This is a genomic window from Pseudonocardia alaniniphila, assembly GCF_022524485.1.
Taxonomy (GTDB): Bacteria; Actinomycetota; Actinomycetes; order Mycobacteriales; family Pseudonocardiaceae; genus Pseudonocardia; species Pseudonocardia alaniniphila.
In genome coordinates this window covers 180,261-193,667 of record NZ_JAKXMK010000008.1, presented here as the reverse complement: position 1 = coordinate 193,667, position 13,407 = coordinate 180,261, and the positions used below count along the sequence as shown (strand labels likewise).

Sequence of the window (13,407 nt, the reverse complement as noted above, 5' to 3'; positions counted from 1 at the left end):
ACTCGGCCACCAGTACCCACGTACTCAGTACACCGTCGGGTACCGGGCCTGCACGTCGTCGCTGTCCACGATGACCCGCCCGAGCGGAACGAGCGAGACGGGAATCAGCTTCAGGTTCGCCCACGCCAGCGGGATCCCGATGATCGTGATGGCCAGTGCGATGGCCGTGGTGAGGTGCGCCAGCGCGAGCCACCATCCGGCGAAGATGATCCAGATGATGTTGCCGATGGTGGACGGCGCGCCCGCGTCCGAGCGCTTGACGAGACTTCTGCCGAACGGCCACAGCGCGAAGTCGGCCATGCGGAACGCTGCCAGCCCGAACGGAATCGTCACGATCAGCAGGCAGCAGATGATTCCGGCGAGCACGTAGCCGATGGCCAGCCAGACGCCGCAGAGGATGAGCCAGATCACGTTGAGTACGGTCCGCATAGCGGTTCTCCTGTCGACGCTGTCCTGTCCAGAGTGCACCCATCGGGGCGCTCTGTCGCTGTTCCGAAGTTGTGAAAGCCCTGCTCGGACGCGGCCACCCGGGTACATCTCGCCGCGCTGCCGCGTCCGGGCGTCACACCGCAGCACCTACGTCGAGGCCGTCGACCGGGCCGGGCGCAGCGGCAGCGCGCTCGCGATGAGCAGCGCGCCGAGGCCCGCGGACGGGACGAGCACCGCGAGGTCCGCGACGTGGGCGATCGCCTCGATGCGAGGAATCCGGCTCACGGGCCACAGCAGGCCGCCGATGCCGAGCACGGCCCACATCCACGTGGGCGCGCTGCGCGTCCGGGCGAGAGCGACGGCCAGGAGCACGATCATCAGCGGGAACGTCAGCCCGGGCAGCCAGAGCACCAGTTGCGACGTCAGGGGGTACGCGGCGAGGGCGTCGAGGCTCTGCTGCTTGTCCATCCCGAACGCGCCTTCGTAGAACCCTTGCAGCCCGAACGCGATCCCGCCGAACGAGCCGATCACCGCCAGCGCGGCACCGGTCGACCCGAGCACGGGCCTGCTCGACCGGACGATCTCCCACAAGCCGAGGAGACCCGGGAGCCACAGCACGCACGACCACGCCACCAGCGCGCCGCCCACGACGCCGTGCCGCCCGTCCGTCCAGAAGAACGTCGCTGCTGCGTTCAGGAGAGGGCCGAGGATGAGGCAGACGCCCTGTACGGTGCGAGCCTGCGTGGGAATTGCGATGTTGGGTGTTGTCATCATGGCCCCGGACGCTAAGCATCCCGAGGGTCCGAGACCTCCGGGACGGCCCCGATCACGACCCGGAGATCCCACACTCGTCGCCGCGGTGTCCGCCGGGGTCGGCGGCCAGTGGCCAAGATCGCCGCGAGATCCGTATATGAGCCCTCGCCAGGGCGGAACGCCGGATCTCGGAACGATCATCGAACCAAGATCGCCGCGAGATCCGGCTGCGCGCCCTTGCGCGGTCGGAAACCCCGATCTCGGGACGATCATGGGGCGTCGGGCCTGCGGGTCGTCTGTGCCCGGACGCGCGTATCCGTCCGGGAGTTCGCCGGACTCATTCCGGGCCATTCGCGTCAATCGATTCTCGAGGGAGGCCGGCCGAATGCCCGAACCTGACGACCCGCCGAGCGTGACATGGCCGGTCTGGGCCATCGAGCGCGTCGAGGTCGTCCACCACGACCCGGCCTGGGCGGACCGAGGTCTCCGCGAGCGGGACCTGCTTCAGGAGCTACTCGCACCCTGGCTCACTGCGGCGGTCGAGCACGTCGGTTCGACCGCCGTGCCCCGGCTGGCCGCGAAGCCGATCGTCGACTTGCAGGCACAGGTCGCCGGCCTCGACGTCGCCGACGAGCTCGTTCCGGTCGTTGCTCCGCACGGCTGGCACTACGTTTCGCCCGAACTCGACCGGAGTCCGCACCGGCGGTTCTTCGTCAAGGTGCGCGACGACCACCGCGTTGCGCACCTGCACGTCATGACGGCCGGCAGCAGGTGGCATCGGCAGCTCGCCTTTCGAGACGCGCTACGAGCCGACCCCGAGCTGGTGCGCGCCTACGCCCGACTCAAGGCGGAGCTCGCCGACCGCCACCACGACGACCGGGAGGCCTACACCGCCGGCAAGCGACGTTTCGTCCAGGAAGTCCTCGCCCGCACCCGGCTGTGAGAGGCCGACGGCGGTGATCGCCGCGAGATCCGTCTACCAGCCCTCGCCAGGGCGGAATGCCGGATCTCGGAACGATCATCGAACCAAGATCGCCGCGAGATCCGGCTGCGCGCCCTTGCGGGGGCGGAAACCCCGATCTCGGAACGATCATGAGTGCAGCCGCGAGCGCCTTGATTACCCACGGTGAGAGTCTGGTGCCAGACAGCCCTGCGGGGATCGATGGCCGCCGGGTGAGATCCCGGTCACTCCGATATGCGTTCTCGCAGATCAGGGAGTAGTGGAAATCGACAGCGGAGGCAACGCGCGCAGCTGTGAACCGCTTGCACCTGTGCATCGTGTGGCAGGGCGTGACGAGCAACCCGATCGACGTGCACCGCGGTCTCGACGAGCTGCGTGCAGCCTGCGCCACGGTCCACCTGCCCGAGGACCCCGGTTACGAGGGCGCCCGGCACCCGTGGCAACTCACGGTGCAGCAGTGGCCGGCTGCGGTCGCGCAGCCGCGTACAGCGGATGAGGTGGCTGCTGTGGTTCGGGCGGCCGCGCGGGCCGGTCTGCGCGTCGCGCCCCAGTCCACCGGCCACAACGCCGGACCGCTGGAGGGGCTCGAGGACGCGGTACTGCTGCGCACGTCGTCGCTCGGTGAGGTCACGATCGATCCGGAACGGCGCCGGGCGCGGGTCGGCGGCGGCGTGCTGTGGGGCGACGTCGTCGGCAAGGTGGCCCCGGCCGGGCTCGTGGCGCTGCACGGGTCGTCCCCGGACGTCGGGGTGGCGGGGTTCTCGCTCGGCGGAGGCATCGGATGGCTCGCCCGCCGGTTCGGGATGCAGTGCAACAACCTGCTGGCCGCGGAGCTGGTGCTTCCCGATGGTGAGCGCGCGCGGGTCGACGCCGACTCCGATCCGGAGTTGTTCTGGGCGCTGCGCGGCGGGGGCGGCAACTTCGGGGTCGTCACAGCTCTGGAGTTCGCCCTCTACCCGGTGACGTCGGTCTACGGCGGGGCGCTCGTGTGGGACTGGCGGGATGCGAGCCGTGTGTTCGCCCGGTGGACGCAGTGGACGAGCGAGGCGCCCGACGAGGTGTCGTCGTCCTGCCGGATCTTGCAGCTTCCCTCGATCGAGGCGGTGCCGCCGCCGTTGCGGGGGCGCCAGGTCGCGATGATCGACGGTGCCGTCCTGGCCGACGACGAGGCCGCGGAGAAGATCCTCGCCCCGTTGCGTGAGCTCGGACCCGAGATCGACACCTTCGGACGGATGCCGGCCGCGGACCTGGTCCGCCTGCACGGCGACCCCGAAGGCCCCACGCCCGCGGCGGCCTCCGCCAGCATGCTCGGTTCGTTGCCGGCAGCAGGCGTGGACGCGTTCGTCGAGGCCGCCGGAGCGGGCTCCGGTTCGAGCCTCACCGTGGCGGAGTTGCGCCAGCTCGGCGGGGCGTGTGGCAGGCCCCACCCCGACGCCGGAGCGCTCCCGATGCTCCACGGGGAGTTCGCGATGTACGCCTGCGCCCTGGCCGCCGAGCCGGAGGCACTGAGGATCGGCGAACGGGACGCGGAACGCCTCGAGGCCGCGATGTCGCCCTGGGCCTGCGGGCATTACCTCAACTTCGCCGAGAGACCGGTGGACGCGGCGCTCGGGTTCGGGGCCGAGGCCTACGAGCGGCTGCAGCAGATTCGGCGGCGGGTGGATCCGGACGGGCGCATGCTCGCCAACCACCGCGTTCCGGCCGCCGCCTGAGACCGGCCGCCACGGCGGCCATCGATACGACCACGGGCGACTGGGGTGTCGCCCTGTGGCGGACGGAGCGGGCTGGGGAGCGGGCTCCGTCCGATGTTCCGGCGAAGCCGGAAAAGGGTGGCTTTCCGTGGCGGTCAGAGGGGTCGCCACGGAAAGCCACCCGTCGTCGTCTTGATTCAGCGGACCGACGCGCGGTCGGCGACCACCAGCCCGATCGACACCGCGAGCAGGACGAGGGGAAGCAGCGGGACCGCCCATCGCACCGGGTGCAGCAGCGCGGCGGCCGCGCACGCTCCCACCACCAGCGCCGCGAGCTGGCGCAACGCCGAGCGGCGACGCCCGGCGCGGCCCGTCACGACGTCCTGCAGCACGCTGACCAGCGTGCCTGTCATGTAGGTGGTGGAGGCCTTCAGCCGCAATGCCGCCACGCTCTGCCCGCCCATGGCGGCAGAAGCCACGCCCAACAGGACGAACGACACGACCGGCCCGGGGTGTGCGCCGGTGAGGATCCAGCCCGCGGCCACGCCTGCCAGCAGCACCAGCTCGGCGAGGAGGAGCCCGATGACGGCCTCCGGGCGATGTCGCCACACCCGCGTCGAGGCGACGACGCCGACGGTGAAGCAGACCACGGCGATGCCAGACGGGGCTGCAAGCGCCATGTTCACCGTGCCGAGTCCGTAGCCCGTGGTCACCAGGTTGCCGGTGACGATGCTGGCGAACGCGCCACCGAGGCCGGCGAGTGCGAGCAGGTCGACCCCGCCGGCGCACGCGGCGAGCGCGGCCGGGACGACCCCGGCCCACCTCCACGCCGCCCGCTCCGGGGCAGTGCTCCTCTCGGGGCTCATCTCGGACACCTACCACAGACCGGCCTACCCGGTGAGGTGAACGCCGCTGATGCCGCAACGCGTGAGCGCGGCCACGGCGGCGTCGACGATCTCGCGCGGGCAGCAGGGATGAACCCGACGGCGAAGGACTGCCTCCGGGCTGAAGAGGCCACCGCGGGGCCTGGCCGATGGTGGCGATCCAGTCGGCAACCGACTGTTTGCGAGACGCCCGCCCGTATCGGACAGGTCTGACAAGTGGTCTCGCGGTTCCTGCCTGGGCAGATGATCCGGAGTTAGCGTCGGGCCGTGCAGATCCACGAGTTCTACGGTGAGGAGTTGGAGGACGTCGCCAGCGAGTCCTTCATGCCGGTGACCGCCTCGACGCGTCCCGAGTATCACGGCTGTGTGGCGTTCCAGGAGCTGGGCGACGCCATGACTCTCTCCCGGTCGCAGTGGGGAGGACCGATGTCGTCGGTCCGGACCGACCGGATGGCGGCGAGAGCGACGGGAGACAACGTGATGCTCTTCTGCGTACAGATTGCCGGCCGGGTCTACATACGCCAGCATGACCGCTTCGCCGAGCTGACGGCCGGTTCGGGAGTGCTCTCGGAGGCGCGCAGCTCGTGGAAGCGGGTCTCGCCGACAGCGGCCCGGAGCCTGGCATTGCGTTTCTCCCGTGAGCTACTCCCGCTCCGTACCGTCGAGATCACCGAGGCCTGTGCACGCAGCGTGGACTCCGCAAACCCGGCCATGCAGATGCTGTCCACCTACCTCCGCCGGCTGTTTCAGGTCGCCGACGACCTCACCGGCGACCAGCTCGACGCCGGGCGAGCCGCGATCGATCTGCTCGCGATGGTGTTGCGGGACGTCAGTCCCTCGACACCGGGCGCGGACGGCGCCGCAGAAGTGCTGCTCGACGTGATGCGGATGCACGTTCGCGAACACCTGGCCGACCCAGAACTGCGGGTCGAGGAGCTGGCGCGGCGGCATCACGTGTCGGTTGCCCGCCTGTACACCCTGTTCGAGCGGATCGGGACCACGCCGGGTGCCTACCTCCGCGAGCAGCGGCTGCTCGCGGCACAGGCGATGCTCTCCGACCCGAGGTACGACCGCGCGATATCGAGCATCGCCGCTGCCGTCGGGTTCCGCGACGTCAGTACGTTCGTACGGGCGTTCCGGCGGGAGTTCGGGACGACGCCGACCGGCTGGCGGCGTGAGCACTTCGCCGGGCTGCTCCCGTGACCGTGCTAGAGGAAACGCATGGTGTCGAAGAGGAATCGTCATTCACGTTGAAGCCTCGGGCTGGTCGACTGTGTTCGCAGCCGACGAGGGGGCCGGTCAGACGCGAACGGGGCTGGGGAGCCCCCGAGTCGCGCGAGGCTTGATCCCTGGCCCGAGGGGTGGGGCCGGGCCCGCGCACGCGGCCCGGCCCCCGCTCGCCACGGCGGTGGCTCCCGGATACAGCACGGTGGGTCGAATCGGTGCTTTGACGATGAACAAGACGCTCATGCCTCGAGTTAGGTGATCCCCCGGCGTCTGGGTGCACGGACGGAATGAGGCGCATGGGGAGCACTTGTGCTACGCCATGCGGCGTGACCGTCGTGGGACTGCACGAGCTCCGGCAACAGGCCTCCGAGCTGGTACGCCGCGTCGAGCAGGGGGAGGAGGTGACCATCACCGTGGGCGGCAGGCCGAGCGCGCGCCTGGTGCCTGTCGCGCCCCACAGCTGGCGTACGCACACCGAGGTGTCCGATCTGTTCAGCGGCCCGGCCGACCCGGAGTGGAGCGCCGATCGGGACCGCGTCGACGACGTCGTCCACGATCCGGGGTCCCCGGCGTGAGCTCTCCTGGACACGAACCTCGTCATCGCGACGGACGTGAGGGACCGTCAACGCGATGACGGCACCATCCGGTGTGAGTTGAGGGTCGTCACAGCCATCAGGCGCACGGCACCGACCGCGGTGCGGACGGACCGGCTCTTCACATGCCTTACACAGCACGCACACAGCAAGCTCGTCCAGCGTGGACTCTCGTGCCCATCCGCTTGCGCGGTCTGTTGCGCTCCCGTTCTGCCGGCCACCCGCACAAGACGTTCCTGGAGGACGCCCGCACCCACCGGGTCATCGACAACGCCGGCATCGACGCGGCTGCGCGCGCATGGTCGCGTGAGCTCGACGCGCTCCACGTGCCGCACGGTGCGCGGGTACTGGTCGACATCGACGACCCCCTCTCGTTCGCCGTCGTGCACCTGTCGGTGATCGCCGCCGGGCGTTGCTCGGCGCCGGTCAACCCGGAGGCCACCCCGGCCGAGACGCACCGGGCCCGCATGGCCCTGCGTCCCGTTCTCGTCATCACCGACCGCGCGCTGCGTCCGGGGCTGCGCGTCCAGGTCGGCACCGGGTTGCCGGTGGACCCGGTCGCGGATCCGGGCGCCCCGGTGCCCGACGACGGCCCGCCCGGCTCCGCCGCCCTGCTGACCTCCGGGTCGACCGGAGCCCCCAAGACGGTCGTGCTGGCGGAGGAGCAGCTGCTGCACGTCGCCGGGGCCGTGGCGCGCCACCACCGGCTCACCGCCGCCGACCGCGGCTTCAACCCGCTACCGCTGTTCCACATCAACGGCCAGGTGGTGGGCCTGCTCGCGACCCTGGTGTCGGGGGCGACCCTGGTGCTGGACCGCCGCTTCCACCGCACGGGGTTCTGGCCGCTGCTCGCCGCGCACGACATCACGTGGCTGAACGCGGTGCCTGCGGTCCTGACGATCCTGTCCCGGGAGAAGATCCCGGTGCTCCCGCAGCGGCTGCGGTTCGTGCGGTCTGCCTCCGCGCCGCTCTCCGAGAACGTGGGACGGCTCATCGCGGCGGCCACCGGGGTCCCGGTCGTCGAGAGCTACGGGATGACCGAGGCCGCGAGCCAGATCACGGCGACCCCGCTCGACGCCCCGGCTCGGCCCGGGTCGGTCGGGCTGCCGGTCGACGTGGAGCTCGAGGTGATCGGGCCCGATGGCGGCGTGTGCCCGCCGGGTGCGGTCGGCCGGGTGCGGATCCGCGGAGCCGGGGTGATCCGCGGCTACGCCGACGGGAGGGGCGCCGACCGGATCGACGACGCGCACTGGCTCGACACCGCCGACCTGGGCAGGCTCGACGACGACGGGTACCTGTACCTGGTCGGGCGCGCCGACGACGTGGTGAACCGCGGCGGCGAGCTGGTCTACCCGCGCGAGATCGAGGAGGTCCTGCTCGACGAGCCCGCTGTGGCCGACGCGGTGGTCATCGGCCGGCCCGACGACGTGCTGGGCGCCGTGCCCATCGCCCTGATCCGTCCCGCCGACGAGCTGGACGCCGCTGCGGGCGCGCAGCTCGTCCGGCGGCTGGTGAAGCTCTGCACCGTTCACCTGGCCCGCTACAAGCGACCCGCCGAGTTCCGGCTGGTCGGAGGCTTCCCGCTGGCACCGACGGGGAAGGTGCGCCGCACCGAGCTGCGCCGCCAGCTCGCCGACGAGCTCGCGGCGAGCGGCCGATGACGGCGGGCGCCTTCGAGCTCCGGCGCCCCATGGGCCGCACCGTGCACGTCTACCCGGCCGACATGGTCCGGGTGCTGACCTTCGCCTGCGTGATCGGCGTGCACACGGTCTCGACGGTGAACCCGCTCGACAGCGTGCCCGGCGGTGCCGTGGTGATGCTGCTGCACTTCACCCGCGAGGCCTTCTTCGTCCTCACCGCGTTCGTGCTCACCCATCGCTACCGGGACGGCGGTGTGCACCCTTTGCCGTTCTGGCGCCGCAGGCTCCTGCTGGTCGGCGTGCCGTACGTGGTGTGGTCGGTGGTCTACACCGGGCTCGGGCTGGTCACCGCACCGCTTCCGATCGGTCCGGCGCTGCTCGTGCTGCTGCGCAACGTGGCGACCGGCACGGCGTGGTTCCACCTGTACTTCCTGCTGGTGTCGCTGCAGTTCTACCTGGTGTTCCCGCTGTTCCGGCGGCTGCTGCTGGTCACCCGCGGCCGGCACGGGATGCTGCTGGCCGCGAGCGCGTTCCTGCAGGTGCTGATCGACCTGTGGCTGCACGACCCGGTGCCCACCGGCGCGAAGGCGGAGCTGCTGCCCTACCTCGGGTCGGTCCTGCTGAGCTACCAGTTCTTCCTCGTGCTCGGCGGGGTCGCCGCTGTGCACGCCTCGCGCGTCGACTCCTGGATCCGGGGCCACACCGGCCTCATCGTCGCCGCGGTGCTGCTGGGCGGCGCCCTCGCCGAGGGCCGTTACCAGTGGTCGATCGCGCACGGCGTCGGCGCCGAGTTCGCCACCGACGTCTTCCAGCCGGTGATGCTGCCGTGGTCGGTGGCGGTGACCGCGGCCTTCTATGCGATCGGGGCCGCATGGGCCGACAGACGCGCGGGCGGGCGGGCGTCGCGCTTCGTCGAGCGCGCCTCCGACCGGTCCTTCGGGGTGTTCCTGCTGCACCCGACGATCCTGTGGGCGCTCACCGTGGCAGGCGCCGCCTCGCCTGCCGCGCAGCTGTCGGCCCCCTGGTCCAGCTTTGCCGTGTACGGGGTGGCGGTGGTCGGGGCACTGCTCGTCGTCGAGGTGCTGCAGCGGACGGCGATCAGCCTGCCCTTGACCGGGAAGTCCCGCACCGCGGGCCGCGGGTGGGGCCTGCCCCGTCGGACTCGGGCCGCTGCGAGTGCTGACACCGGAGGAAGCGACGCGATCGAGGCAGGGCAGCCGGCCCTGCGGAGCATGGACGCCTGATGCGCGACCACGACGACGTGTTCCACCTGGCCATCCCGGCGGCGGACCTGGACGCGGCTCAGGACTTCTACGTCACGGGGCTCGGCTGCAAGCTCGCCCGCCGCTACGCCGACCGGATCACCCTGGACTTCTTCGGCGACCAGGTCGTCTGTCACCTGTCGGACCGCGTCGACGAGGCGCCCGAGCTGTATCCCCGGCACTTCGGCGTGACGTTTCGCCGTCGCGAGGACTGGGAACGGCTCCTGCGCCTCGCGCGAACCCGGGGCCTGTCGTTCTTCGCCGAGCCGTTCCACCGCTTCGCGGGCCGTGCCGAGGAACACGAGTCGTTCGTGCTCGCCGACCCGTCGAACAACCTGCTCGAATTCAAGTACTACGACGACCCGCGGATGATGTACTGACGGCCGGCAGCACCGTGCTGGGGCAGGGGTTCGGAGTCCGTCGAGTGGGGGAGCCATGGGTGAGGAGATCCGCGACCCGCTGACCCTGGAGGACGTCGCGCGCGCCGCCGGCGTGTCGCGGGCAACGGCGTCGCGAGCGCTGACCGGATCCGACACCACGTCCACCCCGGCCCGACAACGCGTGCGAGCCGTGGCCGAGCGGATGGGCTACGCCCCCAACCCACTGGCCAGGGCGCTTGCCGGCGGTTCCGGCACCCGTGTCGTCGTCGCCGTTGCCGGGCCCCGGCCGGACGTGCTGGAGGACCCCTACATGTGGCGCGTGCTCGGGGCCACGGCAGCAGTGTGCGACGGCGCAGGAGTCGGCGTCTCCCTGCAGTGGTTACCGCTCGACGCTCCCGGGTCGCTCGCCAGGCTGGGCGCCGACCGCAGCGTCCGCGGAGTGGTGCTGTGCAACACCACGGAGCCGCTGCTCGCCGCGGTGCCGGACGTTCTGCGCGGGCGCGTGGCCTCCATCGGGATCGGCTCGGTCGCCGTCCCGTCCTTCGACGTCGACAACGCCTCCGGTGCCGCAGCGGTCGTCCGTCATCTGTATTCCTCGGGCAGGCGGCACATCGCGATGCTCACGGGACCGAGCTGGCTGCCGTGCTCGTACCGGTCGGTCGAGGCGTACCGCCGCACGGTGGAGGCCGCGGGGCTCCCCGCGCGCATCCTGCCCGGTGACTTCGGCTTCGAGGACGGCCGGACGGGTGCACTGGAGGCGCTGCGCCGCTGGCCCGACACCGACGCGATTTACGCGATCTGCGACACCGTTGCCTTCGGCGCGATGGTCGCGCTGCGCGGGCTCGGCGTGGACGTGCCGGACGACGTGGCCGTCGCCGGATTCGACGACGTCCCAGCGGCCGCGTGGGCAGGCCCCGCGCTCACCACCGCGACCCATCCGGTGAGCCGTATCGCAGCCGGAGCTGCCACGGCCGTGCTCGAGGAGGCTCGCGTTCCCCCGGCCACGTGGTACCCCTCCGAGCTCGTCCTGCGGGAGAGCGCGTGATGCGCAAGCGTGTAGCCGTCGTGATCCCTACGGACGGCCGGTGGAGCGCACGTGACACAGAGCAGGGTCGAGATCGTGCCCGTCGACGACGCCTTCTGGGAGGACCAGGACGCGCTGCTCGCCGGCCTGCAGGAGTCTCCGCCCCGCATTCCCCCGTGGTTCGGCTACGACGAGCTCGGATCTGAGCTGTTCGAGGAGATCACGGAGCTTCCCAGCTACTACCTGACCCGCGTCGAGCACGACCTCCTGCGTCAGCACGCCGGGGAGATCGCCGAACGGCTGGGCTGCGGGTCGGTCGCCGAGCTCGGCAGCGGGAGCGCGAAGAAGACCAGGCTGCTGCTCGCGGCGTGCACCGACCGTCGCCCCACCACGTACCTCCCGATCGACGTCAGCCGGGAGATGCTCGTCGCCAGTGCCGAGAGCCTCACCGCCGAGTTCACGCACCTCAGGGTGCGTGCGCTCTGGGGCCGGTACGAGGCAGGGCTCGCGAGCCTGCGGGAGCGTGACGAGGCTCCGGTCGCGGTGGTCTTCCTCGGCAGCAACATCGGCAACACCACGCCTGCGGAGCGGACGGCCCTGCTGAGGGAGATCGCGGCGACGCTGCGGCCCGGCGACCGGTTCCTCGTGTCGGCCGACCTCGACAAACCACGTGAGGTGCTGGAGGCCTGCTACAACGACCCGGCCGGCCGCTCGGCGTTCGTGCGGTTCCGACAGAACCACCTCGCCCACCTGAACCACCGCTTCGACAGCGACTTCGTGCTCCACCGCTTCTACCCCCGTGCGCACTACGACGACGCCACGTCAACGGTGGAGGGACACCTGTACGCGACCGAGGAGCACACGGTCTTGCTGAAGAGCCTCGGCGTCACCCTGCACATGGGGCGGGGCGACTCGATCAACGTCGGGTACTCGGCGAAGTTCCACCGTCCCCGGTTCGTCGCCGACGTCTCCAGCCTCGGCTTCGCGCTCGACGCGCAGTGGATCGACGCCGTATGGCAGTACGGAATCTTTCTGTTCGCCCGCACGTGATACCCGGCGGTAACCTTCGCGTCGGCCTGTCGGGTACCGCTCGAACACGGCACTCGGGCGGCTGTTCGACGATTCGGATGAACATCGTGAATTGTATCTCCAAGAAATGTTCCGGTCGTCGGGTTTGCTTGTCCTGGTCGACGACCGCGATTCCGGACGGTCCCCGTGTCACTCGTTCCGCCGGTTCGCGGAATCTGTAGCGTAGAACCCCCGTACCTGTCTGAGGGAGACCAGCGTGCCCATGCACCGCCCGTCGGTACTCGACCCGGGTCGCATTCCCAAACTGCTCAGGCACACGATCGAGGCCTCCGTCGAGAAGGCCGACGCCCAGCGCCGGCTGCCGGACGAGCTGTATGACGAGCTCCGTGACTGCGGCGCGTTCCGCCTGCTGACCCCGCGCGTGGTGGGCGGTCAGCAGGCGTCGCTGGTCACCGTGCTTGCCGTTTATGAGAACCTCGCCCGACTCGATGCGTCCACGGCCTGGGTCGTCTGGAACGCCAACTTGGGGTTCATCGCGGCACTGCTGGACGAGGCGGGGGTCTCCCGGATCTGGGGCTGCGGGCAGGAGCCCCTGCTGGCCAACGCGGGCATACCCGGCACGGCCGTGCCCGTGGACGGGGGCTACCGGGTCTCCGGTCATTGGAAGCTCGTCAGCGGGATCGCCACCGCCGACTGGTTCATCGCGCTCGCCGTGGTGACCCGAGCGGAGGACTCGCCCGGCGAGGCGGGGGCGCCGGACATGCGGCTGTTCGCACTGACCCGTGCGCAGTTCGTCATCCAGGACACCTGGGACAGCAGCGGTCTGCGGGGGACCGGTAGCAACGACGTCACCGTGGAGGACGCGTTCGTGCCGTCGGAACTCGCGGCGCGGCTGGACGCGCGGCCCCGGATCGACGAGTTCCCCTACAGCGGCTTCATCCCGGCGCTGGTGTTCCCGGGATGCAGCGCCATCGTGCTCGGGGTCGCGCAGGCCGCGGTCGACGAGCTCGTCCGCCTCGCGCCGGGTAAGCGCACTCCGTTCGGGCCGCTCCTGGCCGAACAGGCTCGGACGCAGTCGACGCTCGCCAGGTCCGAGGCGGCCGTCGCGGCCGCGCGTCAGTTGCTCCTGTCCGTCGCGCGGGACCTGGATGCTGCCGCCGAGAAGCGCACACCGGTGACGGTCGAGAAGCGGGCGGAGTTCCGAGCGGCCATGAGTCATGCCGCGCGCGTCGGCCGAGAGGTCATCGAGGCCGTGTACGAGCTGGCGAGCTCGTCCGCGATCTACCGCGGCACCGTGCTGGAAAGGCTGTTCCGCGACGGGATGGTGGCTGTTCAGCACGCCAACCATTCGGCCGTGTTCTTCGAGGTCGCCGGACGGGTCCGGCTCGGTCTCGACCCCGGGTTGCCGCTGTTCTGAGGAATCCGTACGTGCAGGAATCCGGCACGGTCGGGCCGGAGCGTGAGTGGGCTGTGGGCCTTTCACGATGGACCGGTGGACATCGGCCACCGAGCCGGGCGATCGGGGTGGCAGAGT

13 protein-coding genes are annotated in these 13,407 nt (G+C 70.8%); 10 read left to right on the top strand and 3 right to left on the bottom strand.

What is annotated here, in order from left to right; all coding sequences use genetic code 11:
- Nucleotides 1-24: 24 nt before the first annotated feature.
- Nucleotides 25-429 (bottom strand): YccF domain-containing protein, encoded by a 405-nt coding sequence (locus MMF94_RS10780; RefSeq protein ID WP_241036202.1) that lies wholly within the window; start codon nucleotides 427-429, stop codon nucleotides 25-27.
- Between the two features lie 147 nt (nucleotides 430-576).
- Nucleotides 577-1,203 (bottom strand): hypothetical protein, encoded by a 627-nt coding sequence (locus MMF94_RS10775; protein WP_241036201.1) that lies wholly within the window; start codon nucleotides 1,201-1,203, stop codon nucleotides 577-579.
- Nucleotides 1,204-1,567: 364 nt separating this feature from the next.
- Here MMF94_RS10775 and MMF94_RS10770 point away from each other — a divergent pair, with 364 nt between their 5' ends.
- Together MMF94_RS10770 and MMF94_RS10765 are read left to right on the top strand one after the other, a co-directional pair.
- Nucleotides 1,568-2,125, top strand: coding sequence for a GrpB family protein (locus MMF94_RS10770; RefSeq protein WP_241036200.1), 558 nt, complete (start codon nucleotides 1,568-1,570; stop codon nucleotides 2,123-2,125).
- Nucleotides 2,126-2,472: 347 nt separating this feature from the next.
- Complete coding sequence (locus MMF94_RS10765) at nucleotides 2,473-3,855, top strand: FAD-binding oxidoreductase (protein ID WP_241036199.1); 1,383 nt, start codon at nucleotides 2,473-2,475, stop codon at nucleotides 3,853-3,855.
- Between the two features lie 176 nt (nucleotides 3,856-4,031).
- On the opposite strand, the gene MMF94_RS10760 is transcribed toward MMF94_RS10765, so the two are convergent.
- Complete coding sequence (locus MMF94_RS10760) at nucleotides 4,032-4,700, bottom strand: YoaK family protein (RefSeq protein WP_241036198.1); 669 nt, start codon at nucleotides 4,698-4,700, stop codon at nucleotides 4,032-4,034.
- Nucleotides 4,701-4,985: 285 nt separating this feature from the next.
- Between MMF94_RS10760 and MMF94_RS10755 the strand changes: the two genes are divergently transcribed.
- From MMF94_RS10755 to MMF94_RS10720, 8 genes are all read left to right on the top strand, one after another.
- Nucleotides 4,986-5,921 carry a helix-turn-helix domain-containing protein gene (locus MMF94_RS10755; protein ID WP_241036197.1) on the top strand — a complete coding sequence of 312 codons (936 nt, stop codon included), beginning with the start codon at nucleotides 4,986-4,988 and terminating at the stop codon, nucleotides 5,919-5,921.
- A 350-nt stretch (nucleotides 5,922-6,271) separates the two neighbouring features.
- Complete coding sequence (locus MMF94_RS10750; protein ID WP_241036196.1) at nucleotides 6,272-6,520, top strand: type II toxin-antitoxin system Phd/YefM family antitoxin; 249 nt, start codon at nucleotides 6,272-6,274, stop codon at nucleotides 6,518-6,520.
- Nucleotides 6,521-6,711: 191 nt separating this feature from the next.
- On the top strand, nucleotides 6,712-8,199 hold the full coding sequence (locus MMF94_RS10745; protein ID WP_241036195.1) for a class I adenylate-forming enzyme family protein: 1,488 nt from the start codon (nucleotides 6,712-6,714) through the stop codon (nucleotides 8,197-8,199).
- Nucleotides 8,196-9,422, top strand: coding sequence for an acyltransferase (locus MMF94_RS10740; RefSeq protein WP_241036194.1), 1,227 nt, complete (start codon nucleotides 8,196-8,198; stop codon nucleotides 9,420-9,422). Before MMF94_RS10745 ends, MMF94_RS10740 begins: the two co-directional genes overlap by 4 nt.
- Nucleotides 9,422-9,820 (top strand): VOC family protein, encoded by a 399-nt coding sequence (locus MMF94_RS10735; protein WP_241036193.1) that lies wholly within the window; start codon nucleotides 9,422-9,424, stop codon nucleotides 9,818-9,820. Before MMF94_RS10740 ends, MMF94_RS10735 begins: the two co-directional genes overlap by 1 nt.
- Nucleotides 9,821-9,875: 55 nt before the next feature.
- The gene (locus MMF94_RS10730; protein ID WP_241036192.1) at nucleotides 9,876-10,865 is read left to right on the top strand and encodes a LacI family DNA-binding transcriptional regulator; all 990 of its coding nucleotides are present in this window, start codon (nucleotides 9,876-9,878) and stop codon (nucleotides 10,863-10,865) included.
- 51 nt (nucleotides 10,866-10,916) lie between these two features.
- A complete protein-coding gene (locus MMF94_RS10725) occupies nucleotides 10,917-11,894 on the top strand; it encodes an L-histidine N(alpha)-methyltransferase (protein WP_241036191.1) in 978 nt (325 codons plus the stop codon).
- Between the two features lie 241 nt (nucleotides 11,895-12,135).
- Entirely contained in the window at nucleotides 12,136-13,290 is a 1,155-nt protein-coding gene (locus MMF94_RS10720; protein ID WP_241036293.1) for an acyl-CoA dehydrogenase family protein, read from the top strand.
- Nucleotides 13,291-13,407 lie beyond the last annotated feature (117 nt).

Excerpts from the sequence above, each read along its gene's own strand:
- MMF94_RS10760 (WP_241036198.1), bottom strand. The coding sequence starts at position 4,700 with ATGAGCCCCGAGAGGAGCACTGCCCCGGAGCGGGCGGCGTGGAGGTGG.
- MMF94_RS10720 (WP_241036293.1), top strand. The coding sequence starts at position 12,136 with ATGCACCGCCCGTCGGTACTCGACCCGGGTCGCATTCCCAAACTGCTC.
- MMF94_RS10740 (WP_241036194.1), top strand. The coding sequence starts at position 8,196 with ATGACGGCGGGCGCCTTCGAGCTCCGGCGCCCCATGGGCCGCACCGTG.
- MMF94_RS10775 (WP_241036201.1), bottom strand. The coding sequence starts at position 1,203 with ATGATGACAACACCCAACATCGCAATTCCCACGCAGGCTCGCACCGTA.
- MMF94_RS10780 (WP_241036202.1), bottom strand. The coding sequence starts at position 429 with ATGCGGACCGTACTCAACGTGATCTGGCTCATCCTCTGCGGCGTCTGG.
- MMF94_RS10770 (WP_241036200.1), top strand. The coding sequence starts at position 1,568 with ATGCCCGAACCTGACGACCCGCCGAGCGTGACATGGCCGGTCTGGGCC.
- MMF94_RS10735 (WP_241036193.1), top strand. The coding sequence starts at position 9,422 with ATGCGCGACCACGACGACGTGTTCCACCTGGCCATCCCGGCGGCGGAC.
- MMF94_RS10730 (WP_241036192.1), top strand. The coding sequence starts at position 9,876 with ATGGGTGAGGAGATCCGCGACCCGCTGACCCTGGAGGACGTCGCGCGC.